Raw genomic sequence first — 18,549 nt, forward strand, 5'->3', positions numbered from 1 at the left:
TAACGGCCATTTACAGATCACTTGAATATGAAACAACTATCTATTAAAGACATTGCCCGGATTGCCGGTGTTGTACCATCCACAGTTTCCTTTGTTATTAACGGCAAGGAAAAGGAAATGCGTATTAGTGAAGAAATGGCGAAAAAGATCCGGAAAATTATAAAGGAAACCGGTTATGTACCTAACCGTTCTGCAGCAAGTTTGCGTACCGGTAAAACTCATGTGATCGGGTTAATTGTTGAAGATATCTCTAACAGGTTTTTTGCGTCGCTGGCCAAAGCAATTGAAGATATCGCCTACCAGGTGGGATATCGCCTTGTGTATTGCAGTACCGAAAACGATGACAAAAAGGGCACTGAATTAATAAGGATGTTGCATAAACAGGTAGATGGCTTTATTGTAACACCCACCAGTGGTATGAAGGAAGAAGTGTTGAAATTGAAAAAAGCTAAGAAGCCTGTGGTATTGCTGGACAGGTATTTTACAGATGTAGATATACCGTCTGTATTGGTAGATAATAAAGAGGGTATTCAATCAGGCGTACAGCTACTGGCAGATAAGGGCTATAAAAAAATAGCATTTGTTGTAACTGCGTTGGAGCAAATGCAGATGCAGGATCGCTTAAACGCGTTTAAGACAAGCGCCAAAGCACATCGTCTTTTGTTTACCGATTTGATTTTGGAGCTTCCTTTTGCGGCGGAAGAAGGCGCCTATGAACCGGGGATCAAAGATTTTCTGACCCATCACACAGATATTGATGCTATCTTTTTTGCTACGAATTACCTGGCTATACAAGGGTTAAAAGTGTTGCAGGAGCTGAAATGGAAAATTCCCTCACGCGTAGCTGTTTTGTCTTTCGATGATCACGAGATATTCAAATTGTATACCCCGGCTATTACATCCATCAGCCAGCCTATAGCAGCTATCGCCCGGGAAGGGATAGAGAATCTCAGGTTGCAAATGAATGCTCAGAAAGTACCGGCCGTTAAAGAGCTGCTGCTGCCTTCTGAGTTGATAGTACGAAAATCTGTTTAAGAAGACTTGTAAGTTTTTTTAATATACTCAGACGGGGTCATGCCAAAGTGTTTTTGAAAATTCCTTCCCAATTGAGTTACGGAACTGTAACCAACCGCATCTATCACTTCATTTAAGCGCATATTTTTGGTGCTTAATATTTCTATCGCTTTTTTTAACCGGGTAAGGTTAATAATTTCTGCCGGCGAAAGATCTGAAAGCGAATTTATTTTTCTATACAAACTCGTTCGGCTCATATTCATACGCTTGGCCAGTAATGGCACGTCTAAGTCTGGATTAGCCATATTTTCATAAATATGGTGTTCTAATGTTTCCAGGAAAGACTTATCAATATCGTTAGACGCTATACTGGTGATCTGTGCAGTTGGAGACTTGATGAAATAAGATTTTAACCGGTCCCGGTTCATCAAGAGGCTTTTTATCTGGGCAACCAGGAACTCCATCGAGAAGGGCTTTTCTACATATACATCAGCACCAACGTCCAGTCCTTCAATTTTAGATTGCAACGTGTTCTTTGCGGTGAGCAGTATAACAGGTATATGACTGAATTCATAATTTGATTTAATCTTTTCGCAGAATTCAAAACCATTCATTTCCGGCATCATAACATCGCTGATGACCAGGGTAACGGGATGCTCTTCCAGCAACGCTAAACCTTCGGCACCATTTCTTGCACATACTATACTATAGTCCTGTTTAAGGGTGTCGGAAAGCATGAACAACATGTCTTCATGGTCGTCGGCGATCAGTATTGTTTTATTATTATGGCTCATTGTTAGTTGGATAATTACTGTCTATACTGCTAGTTTTCAAAGGGAAAGCTACAGAAAAAATATTCATATTGTTGATTGCTTCGTATTTAAGACTCCCGTTATGTAGTAAAGTAAGTGAATTAACCAGCGAAAGGCCAATTCCCGAGCCGCCAATTCCCTGGTGATAAGGTCTTACAAAAGGCTCGAATATATGATCCCTTATATTGTCAGGAACGGTTTTGCCGTCATTGGCTATACGAAGTGTAACTAGCCTTAAAAGATGGTTGGTTTCAAAATTTATGGTTATCGACCTTTCGCAGTATTTGATAGCATTGTCGATAAGGTTACTAATAATCTTTATCAAGGCTTCTCTATCCGCGGCAATAATGGTTTTCTCAAACTGGCGATCGAAAAGCAGCGTAATATTTTTTTCGGCTATTGCCGGTGAAAACGTTTGTACAATATCGTTTGTGATATCTGCTATATCAATATCTGTAAGGAACAGCTGGTAATGTGCTGTTTCAATCTTCCTGAAGTCCAGCAACTGGTGCGTCAGCGCTAATAGCCTTTCCGTATTGCTATTCATGATCTGCAGGTACTGATGCAGTTGGGGCGTATTACTCAACGCCGCTGTAATGCGTTCCAGTGGAAGTTTAATAAGGGTCAGTGGCGTTTTTATTTCATGTGTGATATTGGTAAAGAAATCCATCTTCGACTGGTAAAGCTCTTTTTCCTTTGTCAGCTTAAAAACATTCATCTTATAAAGCTGTTTCTCTTTTTGGCGTCGGGTATAATAGTGGAGGATTGCCATAATAGAGGCAATGGTAAGAGCAATGTAGAGAAAGTAGGCCAATTGTGATTTCCAGAAAGGGGGTAGTATTTCAATAAACAGGGTCTTGCTGTTGAGCATCCATTCGCCATCATTGTTGGTAGACCTGACACTGATATTATATTTACCGGGCGGCAGATTTGTGAAAGTTATTTTCCGGCTATTACCAACAGGATACCAGCCGCCTTTGTTTATTTGATACGCATATTCTATATTGATCGGGTCGGTATAGTTCAGCGCCACATAGTCGATATTAAAAGTAGCTTGATTGTAAGCCAATGTAATCCGGTTCTTGTTGATCAAAGGGATGTCATCTTTTGCCCCGGCAACAGCAGCAGCACCTAATTGCTGCAACCCGGTTATATAGAGCAAGGGAATATATTGAGCAGGCCTGTGTAATGCCGGGTTAAACCTGATCAGGCCTTTAATACTACCCAGGTAGATCTGGCCACTTGTGTCTTTAAACGCAGACTGGTAATTAAACTGGTTATTAAGTAGCCCGTTATATTGTCTGAATATTTTTATCTTTTTTGTTGCTGCTTCCATTAAGGCAAGACCACGCGATGTCGGGATCCAGAAGTTACCTGAATTATCTTTAATGATACTGTAAATAATATTGCTGGGTAAGCCCTCATCCTGGCTATAGTGTTGCAGGGTTTTGTTTTTCAAATCGATGTAAAACAGTCCGTCAATGGTGCATACCCAAAGGTGATCGTCCGGATCGGCCATCAGGTAGAGTATGCGGGTACGTCCCAGCCTGTTTTCTTTATCTGCGTCGGATTTAAAAGACAATGTGTCTTTATTATTTATATAGAACAATCCCTTATTATGGGTTCCAATCCATACGGTCCCCTTTTTATCCTGCGTAATAGCCGAATAAAATGCATCTCCGGGAAGCGCTCTTACCGGGTAAAAGCGTTCTCTTTTGATATCGAAATGAAACACTCCGTGAGCCGTGCATACTAAAATACTGCCGTTGGCTGTTTGTAATATTTTGTTGATGAAATTACTTTTTAAATCATAGGGTCCCGTACCTGCGCTAAAGTGCCGGGAAACCTTGCCGCCTGGTATATTCATAATATCAAGTCCGTGCTCAAAAGTTCCAACAAGCAATTGGTTACCGATGGCTAACAGACCATGCACATTGGTGCTGGAGAGGCCGTTCTCAGCATTGGGAGTATGGCGGGTGAACACATTTTTTTGGGGATCATAAATCGTAAGTCCGCCATCCTCCGATCCGATCCATAACCGGCCATAATGGTCTTTGGTGATCTCCCGAACCGCATTGCCACTTAATGAGTGCGGATCGGCTGTGGGAAAATATTTTTCGAAAGCCAGCGCTGCGTTTGGCAGGTAATTCACTCCTCCAAAATAGGAGCCTACCCATATTCCTCCCTCCCGATCCTTGCATAATGCATAAAGTGCATTGTCAGAAAGCGAAAACGGATTCATGGGATCCTTGTGCATGCTTTGATACTTTCCGTTGGCAGGATTATATATATATAGGCCGTCTTCGGTACTTATAAAAATACTGGTGTCAGAGGCCTGTAGAATATTTCGTACAAAAATGGTTTGACGATTGTTTTTATCCCTGATCAGCTGCCGTACTTTTTTGGTGGCCAGGTCCAGCTCCAATAAACCCTCTCTCGAAGAGCCAATAAATAAACGGTTGTTTTTAGAAAGCGATAGTGCTTCAATGCTGTTTTGCGAACGCGATAATAAAGGGTAGATCGTTGCATTTTTATGATGTATATAAACAACAGCGCCTTCAACAGATCCGGCCCAGACGCCGCCCCCGGGATCCCTGGTAATAACCGATACCTGCTCAATACCCGGGATATACTTTTTAAATAATTTTTTTTCAGCAGGTTTGTAATAGTATAGCTGGTCCCTGAATATAAACCATAAAAGTCCTTCGGTATCTTCGCAGATGCTCCGTACCGGGCCGTCCTCCATCAAAATCGGGTGGAGAAATTGATCAAGGTCTGCATCATAAGCTGCAATACCTTTTTCGGTACCCACCCAGAGATTGCCTTTTTTATCTTCATACAAACAGTAAACCGAATTGCTTTTCAGACTCTGCGGGTTATTAGCCTGGTGGCGGTATATTTTAAAGCTATTGCCGTCAAACCGGTTCAACCCTTCCGAAGTGCCCAGCCAGATGAAACCATATCGGTCTTGCAAGGCGCTAATCACCGTGTTATTGGATAACCCATCCTCCACTTCATAATGCCTGAAATAGAAAGGCTGCGCTTTTACATGAACCACAAAGTAAAAGCAGGCAAGCAAAAGCAAAATAGTAGATATCCTCATTAGCGGTAATTACATTATGTTCCAAAATTGGTACAAATTGATGATATTTTGAGACAAAATGAAAAATCGTTTTTGCTATAGTAAAATATCTTTATCTTCACAAAGTGTTTGCCTCACAACGGAATTTATTAAACCAACCTGGCCATATTGAAAGAAGGAAAGAGAGTATCTGCTGCAATATTTTATAATGTATTAATGTCGGATTGCAATCTGATCCAACCGTAGTCGTTTTTTAATAGGGACCAGTTAGGAGTAAGCCGCTGAAGAAACCAGAGCGTGTCATCCGGCTTCTATTGTATAAATAATTGTCATATGAAGCATAATATATGTTTACGTTTTAATGGCCTGCGTAAGGGTAGAGTAGAAGGGCACTGTCAGCCGGTAGCCTCATGAATAGCAGCGGTTTTTTATTTCGTGTAATTTACGCTATGCGGCAGGCAAAATCTGTGACGATTGCTAGGTCCACATTGCTATACTAACGTTCTGTTTCATTGTCTTAACTATTTAATCACTTCTAAAATAATTTTCTATGAGATGTTTACATCGGGTGCTCGGGAGTCTTTGTTGCGTCCTGCTATTATTCGGGCCGTCAGGGGCGTATGGCCAGGCAGAATTGCAGAATATTTCGGGTTTGGTCAGAGATAGGGCAGGACTGTTTATTGCTAACGTTTCAGTACAGGTGCAGGGTACCAGCAGGGGTACTATGACAGATGCAAGAGGTGAGTTCAGTATTCAGGCTTCAAAGTTCGATAGCCTTGCATTTTCGGCTATTGGTTACCAGCCTTTTACAACTGTTGTAGGTAATAACCGGGTTTTAAACATTGTTTTGGAAGCGGAGCAGAATTCGTTAAACGAAGTAGTGGTAGTGGGGTTCGGGCGGCAAAGAAAAATCAGTGTTGTAGGTGCACAGTCTACCGTCAATCCCGAAGAGCTGAACATGCCTGTTTCTAATATCAACACGCTACTGGCCGGCCGGTTATCGGGTGTAATTGGTGTACAGCGGGGCGGACAGCCGGGACGGAGTGGCGCAGATATATGGATACGTGGCATATCTACTTTCGGCGGGGGATCGTCTGCCCCGCTTATTCTGGTAGATGGTGTTCAACGGGATATTAATAATATTGATGCGCAGGATGTGGCCTCCTTTACTGTTTTGAAAGATGCCGCCGGTACGGCTGTGTATGGTGTACGGGGTGCAAACGGTGTTATACTTATCACAACGAAGTCTGGCAAGGTGGGTAAGCCGCAGGTGAGCTTAGATTTTAGCCAGGGCATTACAACATTTACTCAGGTACCTACCATGGCCAATGCTGCACAGTATATGGCAGCCGCCAATGAATCTTTCACTACAAGAGGGCAAACGAGCAAGTATTCACAAGAGTATATTAATAATACTGAAAGTGGCGCTGATCCAGAGTTGTATCCGAATGTAGATTGGTTCGATGCTTTATTCAGACCAGCCGGAAGTGTACGTACTGCCAATGTGAATGTAAGTGGTGGATCTGATTTCTTAAAGTATTATGGCTCCATATCCTATTTTGACGAAACCGGCATGTTGAAGACGGATAAATTACAGGACTATAACGCCGATTTGAAGTTCAGGAGGTTTAATGTTACGACAAACGTGAACATGAATATTACCAGAACCACCAAGCTGGACATTGGCATCCGCGGGTTCTTCAATAATATCAATCAGCCATTTATATCCGTAACAGATATATTTGGATCTGCCATGTCTACGCCGCCTACTGAATATCCGTTAGAGTATACCGGTGGTTATGTACCAGGAAAAAATCCTAACGGAGGGTACAGAAATCCTTGGGCAGACCTTACCAGGCGGGGATACAATACAGAATTCAATAATCAGTTGTTTTCGAATTTGCGTCTGACTCAGGACTTCGGTTTTCTGATTAAAGGCCTGAGTGCTACATCCATGTTTGCTTTTGATGCAGCGAATAAGCGCATATTGGAAAGGGGTAAAAGAGAAGACACGTTTTTCCCCGATCCTCAAAAGCCAAGAAATGATGATGGTTCTTTGAATTTAACAAGAACTTTTGTTGGCTCGGGTAATTACCTGTCATATGGCCGTAGTAACGAAGGTAACAGGCGTTTCTACTGGGAATCTTCTTTAAACTATGACAACACTTTTGGCAAGAGCCGGGTAGGTGGTTTGGCATTGTTTTACACCCAGGACTATTCAGACGAATTTGCGGGAGATTTTACCAGCGCTATCCCCCAGCGTGCTGTAGGACTTGCAGGAAGAATTACCTATTCTTACGACGATCGATATTTTATCGAGGGCAATATTGGATATAATGGCTCAGAGACGTTTGCACCCAGCAATCGCTTTGGTACATTCCCCGCATTTGGAGTGGGTTGGGTGCCATCCAATGAAAAATTCTTCCAGCCGCTTAAGAATGTAATTACTTATCTGAAGTTCCGCTATTCTGATGGTTTGACGGGCATCGGTGACATTGTAGGGAGAAGGTTCGGGTATCTTACAATTGTTGCCGATAATGTACAGGGCTATCGGTTTGCCAAAGACTATAGCTATACTTCCGGCATTAACGTAACTGAATTCGGATACGATGTACGATGGGCGGAGGCAAGAAAGCAGAATTTGGGTATTGAAATTAAAACGCTGAACGATAAGCTGTCGTTTATCGTTGATTTCTTTAAAGAACGGAGGGAAGGCATTTTTTTAAGAAGAGGCTCATTGCCCTTGTTCATGGGACTTAGTAACCAGCCATTTGGGAACCTGGGTATTACAGATAATAAAGGTATAGATGGAAGTGTTGAATACAATGGCAGTATCGGAAAGGTAGAGTTTAATTTGAGAGGTAACCTGACTTTTAATAAAGATGAAATGGTGCAGAACGATCAGCCCACTCCTCAGTATCCCTGGATGGACAGGCGAGGACATAATATACTGGCGCGTTTTGGATATGTAGCGGAGGGTTTGTTTACAGATCAGGCTGAAATAGATGCAAGCGCCGTACCTGGCGACAAATCTTTGGTGCTTCCAGGCGATATCAAGTACAAAGATCTGAATGGAGATGGCCTGATTAACAGCTACGATCAAACTTATATCGGTTATGGCGACGTTCCTTCTATGGTGTATGGTTTTGGATTCGGACTTGGTTATAAAGCATTTAAGTTTAATGTGCTTTTTACGGGTCAGCGTGGCGCTGATATATACCTGGCGGGCGATGCCATACAACCTTTTGCTAACGGGGCGGGTATTTCAAATGTTTTTGGCAATATAGAAGATCGCTGGACGGAAGCTAATCCGAGACAGGATGTTTTCTATCCAAGGCTTGCCAATGGAGAAGACAGGAACAGGAACAATACACAGAACAGCTCCTGGTGGATCCGTGATGCAGACTTCATGAGACTTAAAACAGCGGAGCTGGATTATATAGTTCCCCAACGCCTTATCAACGGGGTATTCAAAAAAGCTATCGTGTACATACAGGCTGTCAATCCGCTAACATTCAGCAATTTTAAGTTCTGGGATTTGGAGAGTACAGTAAATGTAGGGAACGGAACGCGATATCCGAATATCAAATCTTACTCCTTGGGCGTGAATCTCAGCTTTTAAACTCATTAATCATACTATCATGAAACAGATAATTATATTATTCGCACTGGTTGTAACTTTTTCGGGGTGCAAAAAATATTTAGATCAAATACCCAATGACAGGCTTACACTGGAAGAGACATTTAGAAACCGCTCTACAGCAGAAAGGTTTTTAGCTAGTGTCTATTCTTTTATACCGAGAGAACATAGCCAGCGTTTTGTAGGTAATTATAACTCAGGACCATGGACGGGAGGTTCGGACGAAGCGGAATACTTATGGGGATTTGTAGAGTCTAATCAAATTAATATCGGTAGCTGGGATGTTAACAGTGGGTTTACAAAGTCTTTCTGGAGGGACTATTACAAAGGAATACGAAATGCTACTTTTTTCATTGCCAATATAGACAATGTAACGGTGGATATTACAGAAGCCCAAAAGCGCCAATATAAGGCAGAAGCAAGAGCTATTCGAGCGATATACTACTTTTATCTTTTCCGTATATATGGGCCTGTAGTATTATTGGGCAATGATGTGATAGCTGTGGATGCACCTTTTCAGGAATTACAACTACCACGAAATAGCGTGGATGAATGTATTGAGTATATAACTTCAGAGTTAGATGCTGCTGCTGTCGATTTGCCTGTGCGTCCTCTAAATGATGCCAATATAGCCCGGATCACCAAACCCGTAGCATTAGGAATAAAAGCCACTGCCCTGCTATATGCGGCAAGCCCTTTGTTTAACGGGAATGCCGATTTTGCTGGTCTTAAAAACAAGGATGGTAAACAACTGATCCCCCAGTCTTACGATGCGGCTAAATGGGCACGTGCAGCAACAGCTTACAAAGATTTTATTACACAGTTTGTACCCGGGGTGTTTGATTTATACAGAGCAAATAAGTCGGATGGCAGCCTCGATCCGTTTGTGTCGTGCAGGGACGCAATACTGGTAGACTGGAACAGAGAAACTATTTTCGGGCGTCCGGATGATGACAATGCCCGCAACTATGAAGTGACGCCTTATCACAATGGCTTTGCCTCCGAAGTGAGGGGGAGCGGAGGGCTTGGTGCTACTCAACGGCAGGTAGATGCTTTTTTCATGGCCAATGGCAGGCCCATTACAGACCCTTCTTCGGGATATGCCAATTCCGGAACTTCAAGCTTTCGAGCGCCGGACGATAACTCAGACAGGGAAACCTTCAACCAGTGGGTAAACAGGGAACCGCGTTTTTATGTAAACATTACCTATGACAACAGGCGCTGGTTAAATACCAATTCAGGCGATGCCATAACACGTCTGTTTTTTCGGGGAAATTCAGGGAAGGGGACCAGCAATGATTACTGTCCTACGGGGTACATTGTACGTAAAGGAGCTACAACCAAAGATTGGAACCAGGGCAACAGTGTAATTATATTGCTTCGTCTCGCCAATATCTACTTAGATTATGTTGAAGCATTGAACGAATCTAATCCGGGCGATGCCGACATTTTAAAATATTTAAACCTAATCAGGGAGCGCGCAGGTATACCCTTGTACGGTTCGGCCAACCTTCCGGCCCCTTCCGGACAGGCTGCCATGCGTGAAGCGATCAGGCAGGAAAAGCATGTTGAGCTTTGTTTTGAAAATGTAAGATACTTTGATACCCGGCGTTGGAAGATCGCTCCTCAAACGGACAACGGGCCGGCTATCGGTCTGGATATAGATGCTGGCTTACCTGGCTTTTATAATAAAAAGGCTTTTGAAACAAGAGTATTCGCCACAAGGCACTATTTTTTCCCCATACCAATTGAGGATGTAAATAATGATTTCGAACTGATCCAAAATCCAGGATGGTAATGACAAAGAGTTGTCTATTTATAGGGTGCTTATCGGTTTTCTGTTACCAGTTGGCTGGCCAGGGAACAATCAGTAACTACAGCCAGAAAAAGAAGACTGCATTTCAGGTAGCAGCACCCTGGAGCAGCTCGTATGATGTGAGGTCCGATATAGCTATAGTGTATGGTATAAATGATGCAGGGGGCAACTTTGAACAAAGGGTGAAGGGATGGCGTGATAAAGGATACGAAGTGCACTTCATGACCGGTATTGCCTGGGGGCAGTATCAGGACTATTTCCTGGGCCAATACGATGGAATAAAACACCTGGATGAAGGTCAGGTAGAGCAGGATGGAGACACCATCTGGCATGGCAAAAATGTTCCTTATATTGTTCCTTCTAAAAGTTTTCTTACCTATCTGAAAAGTCATCTCAAGAGAGCTATAGATGCTGGTGTTACGGCTATTCACCTTGAGGAACCTGAGTTTTGGGCGAGGGCAGGCTATAGTGATGCTTTTAAAAAGGAATGGCAAAAATACTATGGTACAACCTGGAAGCCACAGCATGAGTCACCCGATGCAACCTACCAGTCGTCTAAGCTCAAGTATCATTTATATTATAATGCATTAAAAGAATGTTTTGAATATGTAAAGTCTTATAGTAAGTCCCTGGGCAGGAATATTCAGTGCTATGTTCCCACCCATTCCCTAATCAATTATTCTGCCTGGCAGATTATAAGTCCTGAAGCCAGCCTCGCTTCTATTAAAGAAGTCGATGGCTATATTGCTCAGGTTTGGACCGGTACTTCGCGGGAACCGGTATATTTTAATGGAATTAAAAAAGAACGGGTTTTTGAGAATGCCTTTCTGGAATATGGATCTATGATATCGATGGTGCAGCCAACGGGTAAGAAAATATTTCTGCTCACAGATCCGATAGAAGATTGGCCACGTAGCTGGGATGATTATAAAAAAAATTATCAGGCCACTTTTACTGCTAAACTTTTATATCCTGGAGTAGCGGATTATGAAGTAATGCCCTGGCCCAACCGCATTTACTTGGGTAAGTTCAGGGTGGAAGGCAATGAGGAAAAACAGCCTATATCTCCGGCCTATGCTACACAAATGCAGGTAATGGTAAATGCCCTCAATGAAATGCCAGTATCCTCCAACAGGTTGAATGGCAGTCACGGTGTAGGAGTGCTGGTGTCCAATTCGATGATGTTTCAGCGTTTTCCTACACACTCTGGTTATGAAGATCCTCAGCTTTCCAATTTTTATGGAATGACGATGCCGTTGCTAAAACGAGGAGTGCCCCTAGAGATTGTTCACATGGAGAATCTGGCTGACGCTAATGCTCTGAAGCATATTAAGCTGCTCATCATGAGCTATGCTAATATGAAGCCTTTGAGTGAAACCTACCACACAGTTTTAGCCAACTGGGTAAAGCAGGGTGGTATCCTGATTTATTATGGACTTAACAAAGATCCTTTTCAAAGTGTTGCCGAATGGTGGAATACAAAGGGAAAAACATATAGGGCTCCTTCTGAAGATCTGTTTAAAAAGCTGGGACTGTCAACATCCTCCGGAACTACGGGTAAATTTATCAGATCGGGTAAAGGTTACTTCAGTATTAATGAACAGGATCCCAAAGAACTGGTCATGACCGCGGGAGGTGATCATCTTCTTGTAGAGCAGGTAGAAAAAGCATTGAAGAATTTTAAAAAAGAGGAACTGATTTTTAAAAACAATTTTGTGCTGAGAAGAGGGCAGTACATTATGGCTGCTGTAATGGATGAAAACACAGACAAAAAACCCTTGGTTGTAAAAGGGCCGGTTATTGATCTGTTTGATCCCCGGTTGCCGGTGCTGAATGAAGTGAAAGTTTTACCAGGCAATCAGGTATTCCTGTTTGATCTGGCCTCGGTTAATGAGGACGGCCCAAGGGTATTGGCAGCCGCTGCCAGGATATATAGCGAAAAAGTTAGCAAAAATGATTACACCCTCATTGCTAAAAGTCCTGATAATACGGTAAACATTATGCGGATAAAACTGCCGGGAAAACCCGTCAGTGTACAAGCCACATCTGGCGACACTTCGGCAACCATCTTAAAGAATAATTGGGATGTTAGAACCAAAACCTTGTTGCTGGAGTTTGCAAACAAAAGTGAAGGTGTAGGGATCAATATTAAATGGTAAGCAATAGCAACGTTCTATTGCAATCACTGTAATAAACTAAAAACTTTTAAAATGAGAACCTTTATCAAATCTATAGTATTAGCAACCGCCCTTTCGGGTGTTTTTGCCGCATGTGATAAAAAAGACAAAATAACTAGCGAAGAAGGCATCATTTATATGACGCAAGCGATTGATGCGCGAAGCAATATTAATATGCTGATAGCTGACACTGCTCAATCATTTACATTCGGAGGTGCATACGGCGGACAGCTGTCTCCTCAGCAGGATATAAAACTTAATTTTAAATTGGATACCGGGCTGATAGCTGCTTATAATGCGGCTAATGCTACCAGCTTTATAAACTTGCCGGTTGATAAGTATACTATTTCCGGACTGGAAGCAACTATCAAATCCGGTAAAACAACTTCAGATGGTATAAAAATTTCGATCAACACAAAAACTTTACCCAAAGATGGAGCATATTTGCTTCCCATTACATTGCAAAGCGCATCAGCGGGAACGATTAACGAAAGCCTTAAAACGGCGTATTTCAAGATAAGGATTTCAAGAAAAGAAACAGATGTAACAACTCCGTCTGTATTAACCGTTTCAAAAGATAATGGCAGCGGACCTAACGGTGGCGAAGGATCGTTAAAAATGATTGATAATAATCTTACTACCAAATTTCTGGCAGCCGGGTTTCCCATGACCCTATCCATGCAGCTGAAATTACCCCAGGCAGTAGCAGTACAGTCTTACCGACTTACTTCTGGCAACGACGCTCCGGAGCGGGATCCTAAAAACTGGAAGTTTTTCGGCTCTAACGATGGCAGCACCTGGACCCTGCTGGATACAAGAACCAATGAGTCTTTCGGTGCACGCACACAAACCTACAATTATGAATTCGCCAACGATACTCCCTATAGCTATTATCGCTGGCTGGTGGAAGAAAATCATGGGTCAGATGCTTTTCAGATAACTGAATGGAGACTGATCACGTTTAAATAGCAGACCTGTAGCTTAGGCTTAGGTGGGGCACAATTTTCAGTTGGGGAGAGCTATTATTAGTTCGGCCTCCGGCAGGTTGTTACCTCATCGGGAGCACGTCGATCATATCAAACGAGCAATATCAGGCTGAGATATTTCGGGGATCAAGTTTGGTTCCGGAATGCTGTGTAAGCGAAGGGGCAAACATTGCATGGGTGCGTTGAGGGAAGGTTGAAAAAATGGTACAAATTGATGAAATTTTGGAACAAAATGAAAAATCGTTTTTGCTATAGTGAGATATCTTTACCTAGTTTGCTTGACGAGGGAATTGACTTAAACCAAAATAGTCCATTTTAAAAGACGCAGGAAATGCGCGGATAACGGTGCTTTATTGATCTGCAAACTTCGGGGATACCATGAGTTGATCAAACAGCAATTGTTTGTTAACGGGAGGGGTATGTGCGGTAGTTCGGCAGGGTAAACCAGGAAGGAACGAGTTCTCAAATTGTATTTATAAACAACTGTCATATGAAACGAAATATCTTATTTCATTTTAAATGCTTATGGGCTATTGTAGCCGTTTCTTTTATTGCATTGGCCTGCAAAAAAGAATCAACACCTGCTGAACCTGAAGCGTACGATCCATCTGAAAAAGTACTTGTAACTGACTTTTTTCCTAAATCGGGAGGGAGTGGGCAACAGTTTGTCATTTATGGAAAAAACTTCGGAAATGACAAATCCATTGTATCCGTTAAAATTGGTGGCCTTGCTGCTACGGTAATTAATGTGAGCAATGAAGCAATATATTGCATTGTTCCCGACAGAGCATATAGCGGTAACGTTGAAGTAAATGTAGGCTCTGGTGCTAACTTGCAATTGGCCACCGCCGCTACAACATTTAATTATCAGAAAAGGATGGTAGTAACTACCCTGGCCGGTAAAACGGACGAAAGAGGTAACTATGATATAAAGGACGGGACTTTTGCCAATTGCGGTGGTTTTTTAAATCCTTCCTGGTTAACCTTCGATCCTAAAAATCCCAATCTATTATATATGGGCCAGGATGGTGGCGATATACGACTGCTAAATTTTGCAGATAGCACGGTAACCACACCTATTACAAGAGCTATGGGTGGGTGGAGTCGCATTAGAACAATCGATTTTTCGCTGGACAAAAACTATATGCTTATAGCCGAAGACCAGGGTGATGTAAATGGCAAAGCCGTTTCTATACTATCCCGCGCAAGTGGCTTTAAAGACCCCCAGGTATTAACCTCGTATAAGCAATGTAATGGGGCATCTGTACACCCTATAAATGGCGAACTGTATTTTAACAGCTACGAAAAAGGACAGTTTTATCGGTTTGATCTGAACTCTTATATTGCTAATCACACTCTCGGTATTAAAGATTACCAAACGCTGTTTTTAATCCAGGACAATAACTGGGAGTTTAATATTGAAATTGCACCAACCGGGGACTACGCCTATATTATTGTCATCAATCAGAATTATATATTAAGAACCGATTACGATTGGACCAATAAAACTTTTACTCAACCCTTTGTTGTTTGCGGCTCACCGAGAGCGGCCTCGGCCTGGATTGATGGTGTTGGCACGCAAGCCAGATTGGCAAATCCGTATCAGGGCGTGTTTGTGAGAAATCCCGACTATGCGGGCAAAAAAGATGAGTATGATTTTTATTTTACCGAACAGGGCAATCATGATATTCGTATTCTAACACCAGAAGGAAAAGTTACCACTTTTGCGGGAAGGGGTAGTTCAAGTATTAATTCCAATCCATATGGTTATATAGATGGTGCGCTTCGCACAGAAGCCAGGTTTGATCAGCCTAAGGGCCTGGCTTACGACTCAACCAATAAAGCTTTTTATGTCGGAGAGGGTGGTGCCAATCACCGTGTTCGAAAAATTTCACTAGAAAACTAAAATATGATTGCTATGAATAAATGGTTAATGAGAAAATTTCTTGTTTTTTTATTATTACTTTTTGCTGCGACGACTGCTTTTTCACAAAACAATCAGTTGACTATTTACGGAAAAGTAACCGATAAAGAAAGTGGCGAACCCTTACCTGGCGTAAGCATTTCCGTAATTAACTCGGCAGGATTGGGTACGTTTTCAACAAAAGAAGGTACGTACACTATTAAGGCCGATGCTTACCGAAAACTATTATTTTCCTATGTTGGTTACGACACTGTTGAAGTACAGATAAAAGAAGTTTCCAACATAAACGTCTCGCTGCAAAAGTCAAGTAAAAGTGCGATGGATGAAGTTGTGGTAACTGCCACCCGTTTGGAGAAAAAGATAAATCTTGCGGGTGCTATTACTTCGGTTGATATGGATGTGTTGGGCAAATCTGCCCCAAGTTCCAGTATCGTAAATTCATTGGCGGGCAATGTGCCGGGCATTTTAGCCCAGCAAACCTCGGGGCAGCCGGGAAAAGATATCTCAAACTTCTGGATTCGTGGTATTTCCACCTTCGGTGCCAATAATAGCGCACTGGTATTGGTAGATGGCTTTGAAAGAGATATCAATGAAGTTAATATAGATGATATTAAATCTATTTCAATACTTAAAGATGCTTCAACCACTGCAATGTATGGATCGAAGGGCGCAAATGGCGTGATTTTGATAACGACAAAACATGGTGGTGTGGGCAAAACCAATATAAACGGAAAAATAGAAACACTATATAATACCCGTACGATTACCCCCGAGTTTGTTGATGGTAATACCTATGCCAGTTTAATTAACGAAGCGCAAATAACCCGTAACAGGCCAGCTATTTACAGTCCTGTTGAGCTGGAAATATTACGTTTGGGTCTTGACCCCGATTTATATCCTAATGTAGATTGGACGGATCAGTTATTAAAAGATGGTGCGCTGGCATATAATGCAAATATTAATTTAAGCGGAGGCGGTACCAACGCAAGATATTATGTTTCGGGTGGTCTTTTCGACGAAAGAGGTATGTATAAAACAGATGATGCCATTAGAAATGACTACAATACCAATGCCGATTTTAAAAAATGGAATTACCGGCTAAATACCGACGTAAATGTTACCAGAACGACTATTTTGAAATTAGGAGTATCTGGTTCTTTAACAAAAAGAAACAGCCCGGGCCTTGGAGACAATGATGTTTGGGGTGAGTTGTTTGGTTACAGCGCCATTCGCACACCTGTCTATTACTCTAATGGATATGTGCCAGCTGTGGGTACAGGAAATCAAACCAATCCCTGGGTAGCGGCAACGCAAACTGGGTTTAATGAAACCTGGAATAATAATATTCAAACAAATCTTACATTAACTCAGGACCTGAATTTTATGGTTAAAGGCCTAAGATTTGAAGGGAGTTTTGGCTATGATACTTACAACTCCAGTACCATCGAACGCCGTAAATGGCCGGAGCAATGGAGAGCTGAGCGTTATAGGGATAAGAACGGTAATTTAGTATTTACGCATATTTCTGATCCAAGCGTTCTTACGCAGGCCAGTAGCTCCAGTGGTAGTCGTAGAGAATTTTTAATTGGTTTGCTTACCTATAACCGCAGCATAAAAAATGGCCATAATATAGGGTTGGATGCCAGGTTTACACATGAGGGAAATGTGTTCACACAAAATTTAGGAACCGATATAAAGAACGGGATCTCCAGAAAAAATCAGGGGATTGCGGGCCAGGTATCTTATAACTGGAGGAGTAAATATTTTGCCAACTTTAACTTCGGTTATACAGGATCAGAAAATTTTGCTCCTGGTCATCAATTTGGTTTCTTCCCGGCGGGTTCGGTAGCCTGGAATATTAGCGAGGAAAACTTTGTTAAGGATAACCTGGCGTGGGTTAATTTATTTAAAATTCGCTACTCTTATGGCCAGGCCGGTAACGATAATTTAGGAGGGAGTAGGTTTCCGTATTTATACACCATAGCAGAAGGGTTGGGCGGCTATCAATGGGCGGAATTTGGTCTTACCAAAAATTTCGGCGGATTAGGATTTACCCAGGTAGCATCGCCCTATGTAACCTGGGAGGTGGCTACTAAGCAAGACCTCGGCCTGGATGTATCGCTTTGGCATGATCAGTTTTCGATGACGGTTGACGCCTTTAAAGATGAGCGTACGGGTATTTATATGGCGAGAAATTTTTTGCCTGATTACGTAGGTCTTACAAGCACCCCAAGCGCAAATGTAGGCGCTGTTCGCTCCATGGGCGTTGACGGAAGCGTTAAATTACAGCATAATTTTAATAAGCTAAACATAACGCTGCGTGGTAATCTAACATATAGTAAAAACGAAATACTGGAGCGGGATGAGCAACAGAGTGTTTACCCGTTTCAGCTTCAAAAAGGGTATCGTGTTAACCAAACCAGAGGGCTTATAGCATTAGGACTGTTTAAAGATTATGATGATATTAGAAATAGCCCTACACAAACTTATGGGTCCTATCAACCTGGTGATATCAAGTATAAAGATGTGAACGGCGATGGCATTATCAATGATGACGATATTGCTGCCATAGGCTCAACAAGTACACCTAATTTGGTATATGGAGTGGGTGCTTCTGCAAGTTGGAGAGGATTGGATATTAATATTCTCTTTCAGGGAGCAGGACAATCCAGTTTCTTTATTTATGGAAAAACTGTTTATGCATTTAGCGAAGGCGAGTGGGGTAATGTACTAAAAGGTGTTGTAGATAACAGATGGATATCAGCTGATATTTCCGGAGACCCGGCAACTGAAAATCCAAATGCTCCTTATCCAAGATTAAGCTATGGTGGTAGTGCCAATAACTTTCGCAACTCTACCTATTGGCTGCGTAATGGTGCTTATTTAAGAATTAGAAATGTGGATATTGGATATTCACTTCCCAAAGTAATGCTCAATAAGATACACGTGAGCAGCCTGCGCGTGTATTGTATCGGCAGTAATTTATTTACTTGGGCGCCTTTCAAGTTATGGGATCCTGAATCAGCAGACCCGAGAGGTGAACAATATCCAAAAGCCAAATCGGTAACTGTTGGATTAACCATAGGTTTATAATTTAA

9 protein-coding genes are annotated in these 18,549 nt (G+C 42.1%); 7 read left to right on the top strand and 2 right to left on the bottom strand.

Features of this window, described 5'->3' with window-relative positions:
• Positions 1-27: 27 nt before the first annotated feature.
• Positions 28-1,035: a LacI family DNA-binding transcriptional regulator gene (locus ACLOAU_RS19730; protein ID WP_427863630.1), complete on the top strand. Its 1,008-nt coding sequence runs from the start codon at positions 28-30 to the stop codon at positions 1,033-1,035.
• Here ACLOAU_RS19730 and ACLOAU_RS19735 read toward each other — a convergent pair.
• Both ACLOAU_RS19735 and ACLOAU_RS19740 read right to left on the bottom strand, forming a co-directional pair.
• The gene (locus ACLOAU_RS19735) at positions 1,032-1,808 is read right to left on the bottom strand and encodes a response regulator (protein ID WP_427863631.1); all 777 of its coding nucleotides are present in this window, start codon (positions 1,806-1,808) and stop codon (positions 1,032-1,034) included. The genes ACLOAU_RS19730 and ACLOAU_RS19735 overlap by 4 nt on opposite strands.
• On the bottom strand, positions 1,798-4,929 hold the full coding sequence (locus ACLOAU_RS19740; protein WP_427863632.1) for a ligand-binding sensor domain-containing protein: 3,132 nt from the start codon (positions 4,927-4,929) through the stop codon (positions 1,798-1,800). The genes ACLOAU_RS19735 and ACLOAU_RS19740 overlap by 11 nt, the downstream gene beginning before the upstream one ends.
• A gap of 529 nt (positions 4,930-5,458) precedes the next feature.
• Here ACLOAU_RS19740 and ACLOAU_RS19745 point away from each other — a divergent pair.
• The 6 genes from ACLOAU_RS19745 (at position 5,459) to ACLOAU_RS19770 (ending at position 18,544) form a co-directional block, all read left to right on the top strand.
• On the top strand, positions 5,459-8,530 hold the full coding sequence (locus ACLOAU_RS19745) for a SusC/RagA family TonB-linked outer membrane protein (protein WP_427863633.1): 3,072 nt from the start codon (positions 5,459-5,461) through the stop codon (positions 8,528-8,530).
• 19 nt (positions 8,531-8,549) lie between these two features.
• Positions 8,550-10,346, top strand: coding sequence for a RagB/SusD family nutrient uptake outer membrane protein (locus tag ACLOAU_RS19750; protein WP_427863634.1), 1,797 nt, complete (start codon positions 8,550-8,552; stop codon positions 10,344-10,346).
• The gene (locus ACLOAU_RS19755) at positions 10,346-12,523 is read left to right on the top strand and encodes a hypothetical protein (protein WP_427863635.1); all 2,178 of its coding nucleotides are present in this window, start codon (positions 10,346-10,348) and stop codon (positions 12,521-12,523) included. The genes ACLOAU_RS19750 and ACLOAU_RS19755 overlap by 1 nt, the downstream gene beginning before the upstream one ends.
• 51 nt (positions 12,524-12,574) lie before the next feature.
• Complete coding sequence (locus tag ACLOAU_RS19760) at positions 12,575-13,510, top strand: BT_3987 domain-containing protein (RefSeq protein WP_427863636.1); 936 nt, start codon at positions 12,575-12,577, stop codon at positions 13,508-13,510.
• 507 nt (positions 13,511-14,017) lie between these two features.
• Positions 14,018-15,433 (top strand): IPT/TIG domain-containing protein, encoded by a 1,416-nt coding sequence (locus tag ACLOAU_RS19765; protein WP_427863637.1) that lies wholly within the window; start codon positions 14,018-14,020, stop codon positions 15,431-15,433.
• Between the two features lie 27 nt (positions 15,434-15,460).
• Entirely contained in the window at positions 15,461-18,544 is a 3,084-nt protein-coding gene (locus ACLOAU_RS19770; RefSeq protein WP_427863638.1) for a SusC/RagA family TonB-linked outer membrane protein, read from the top strand.
• The last annotated feature ends 5 nt before the right edge of the window (positions 18,545-18,549 follow it).

It is taken from the genome of Paraniabella aurantiaca, assembly GCF_050309965.1.
In the GTDB taxonomy this organism is placed as follows: Bacteria; Bacteroidota; Bacteroidia; order Chitinophagales; family Chitinophagaceae; genus Niabella.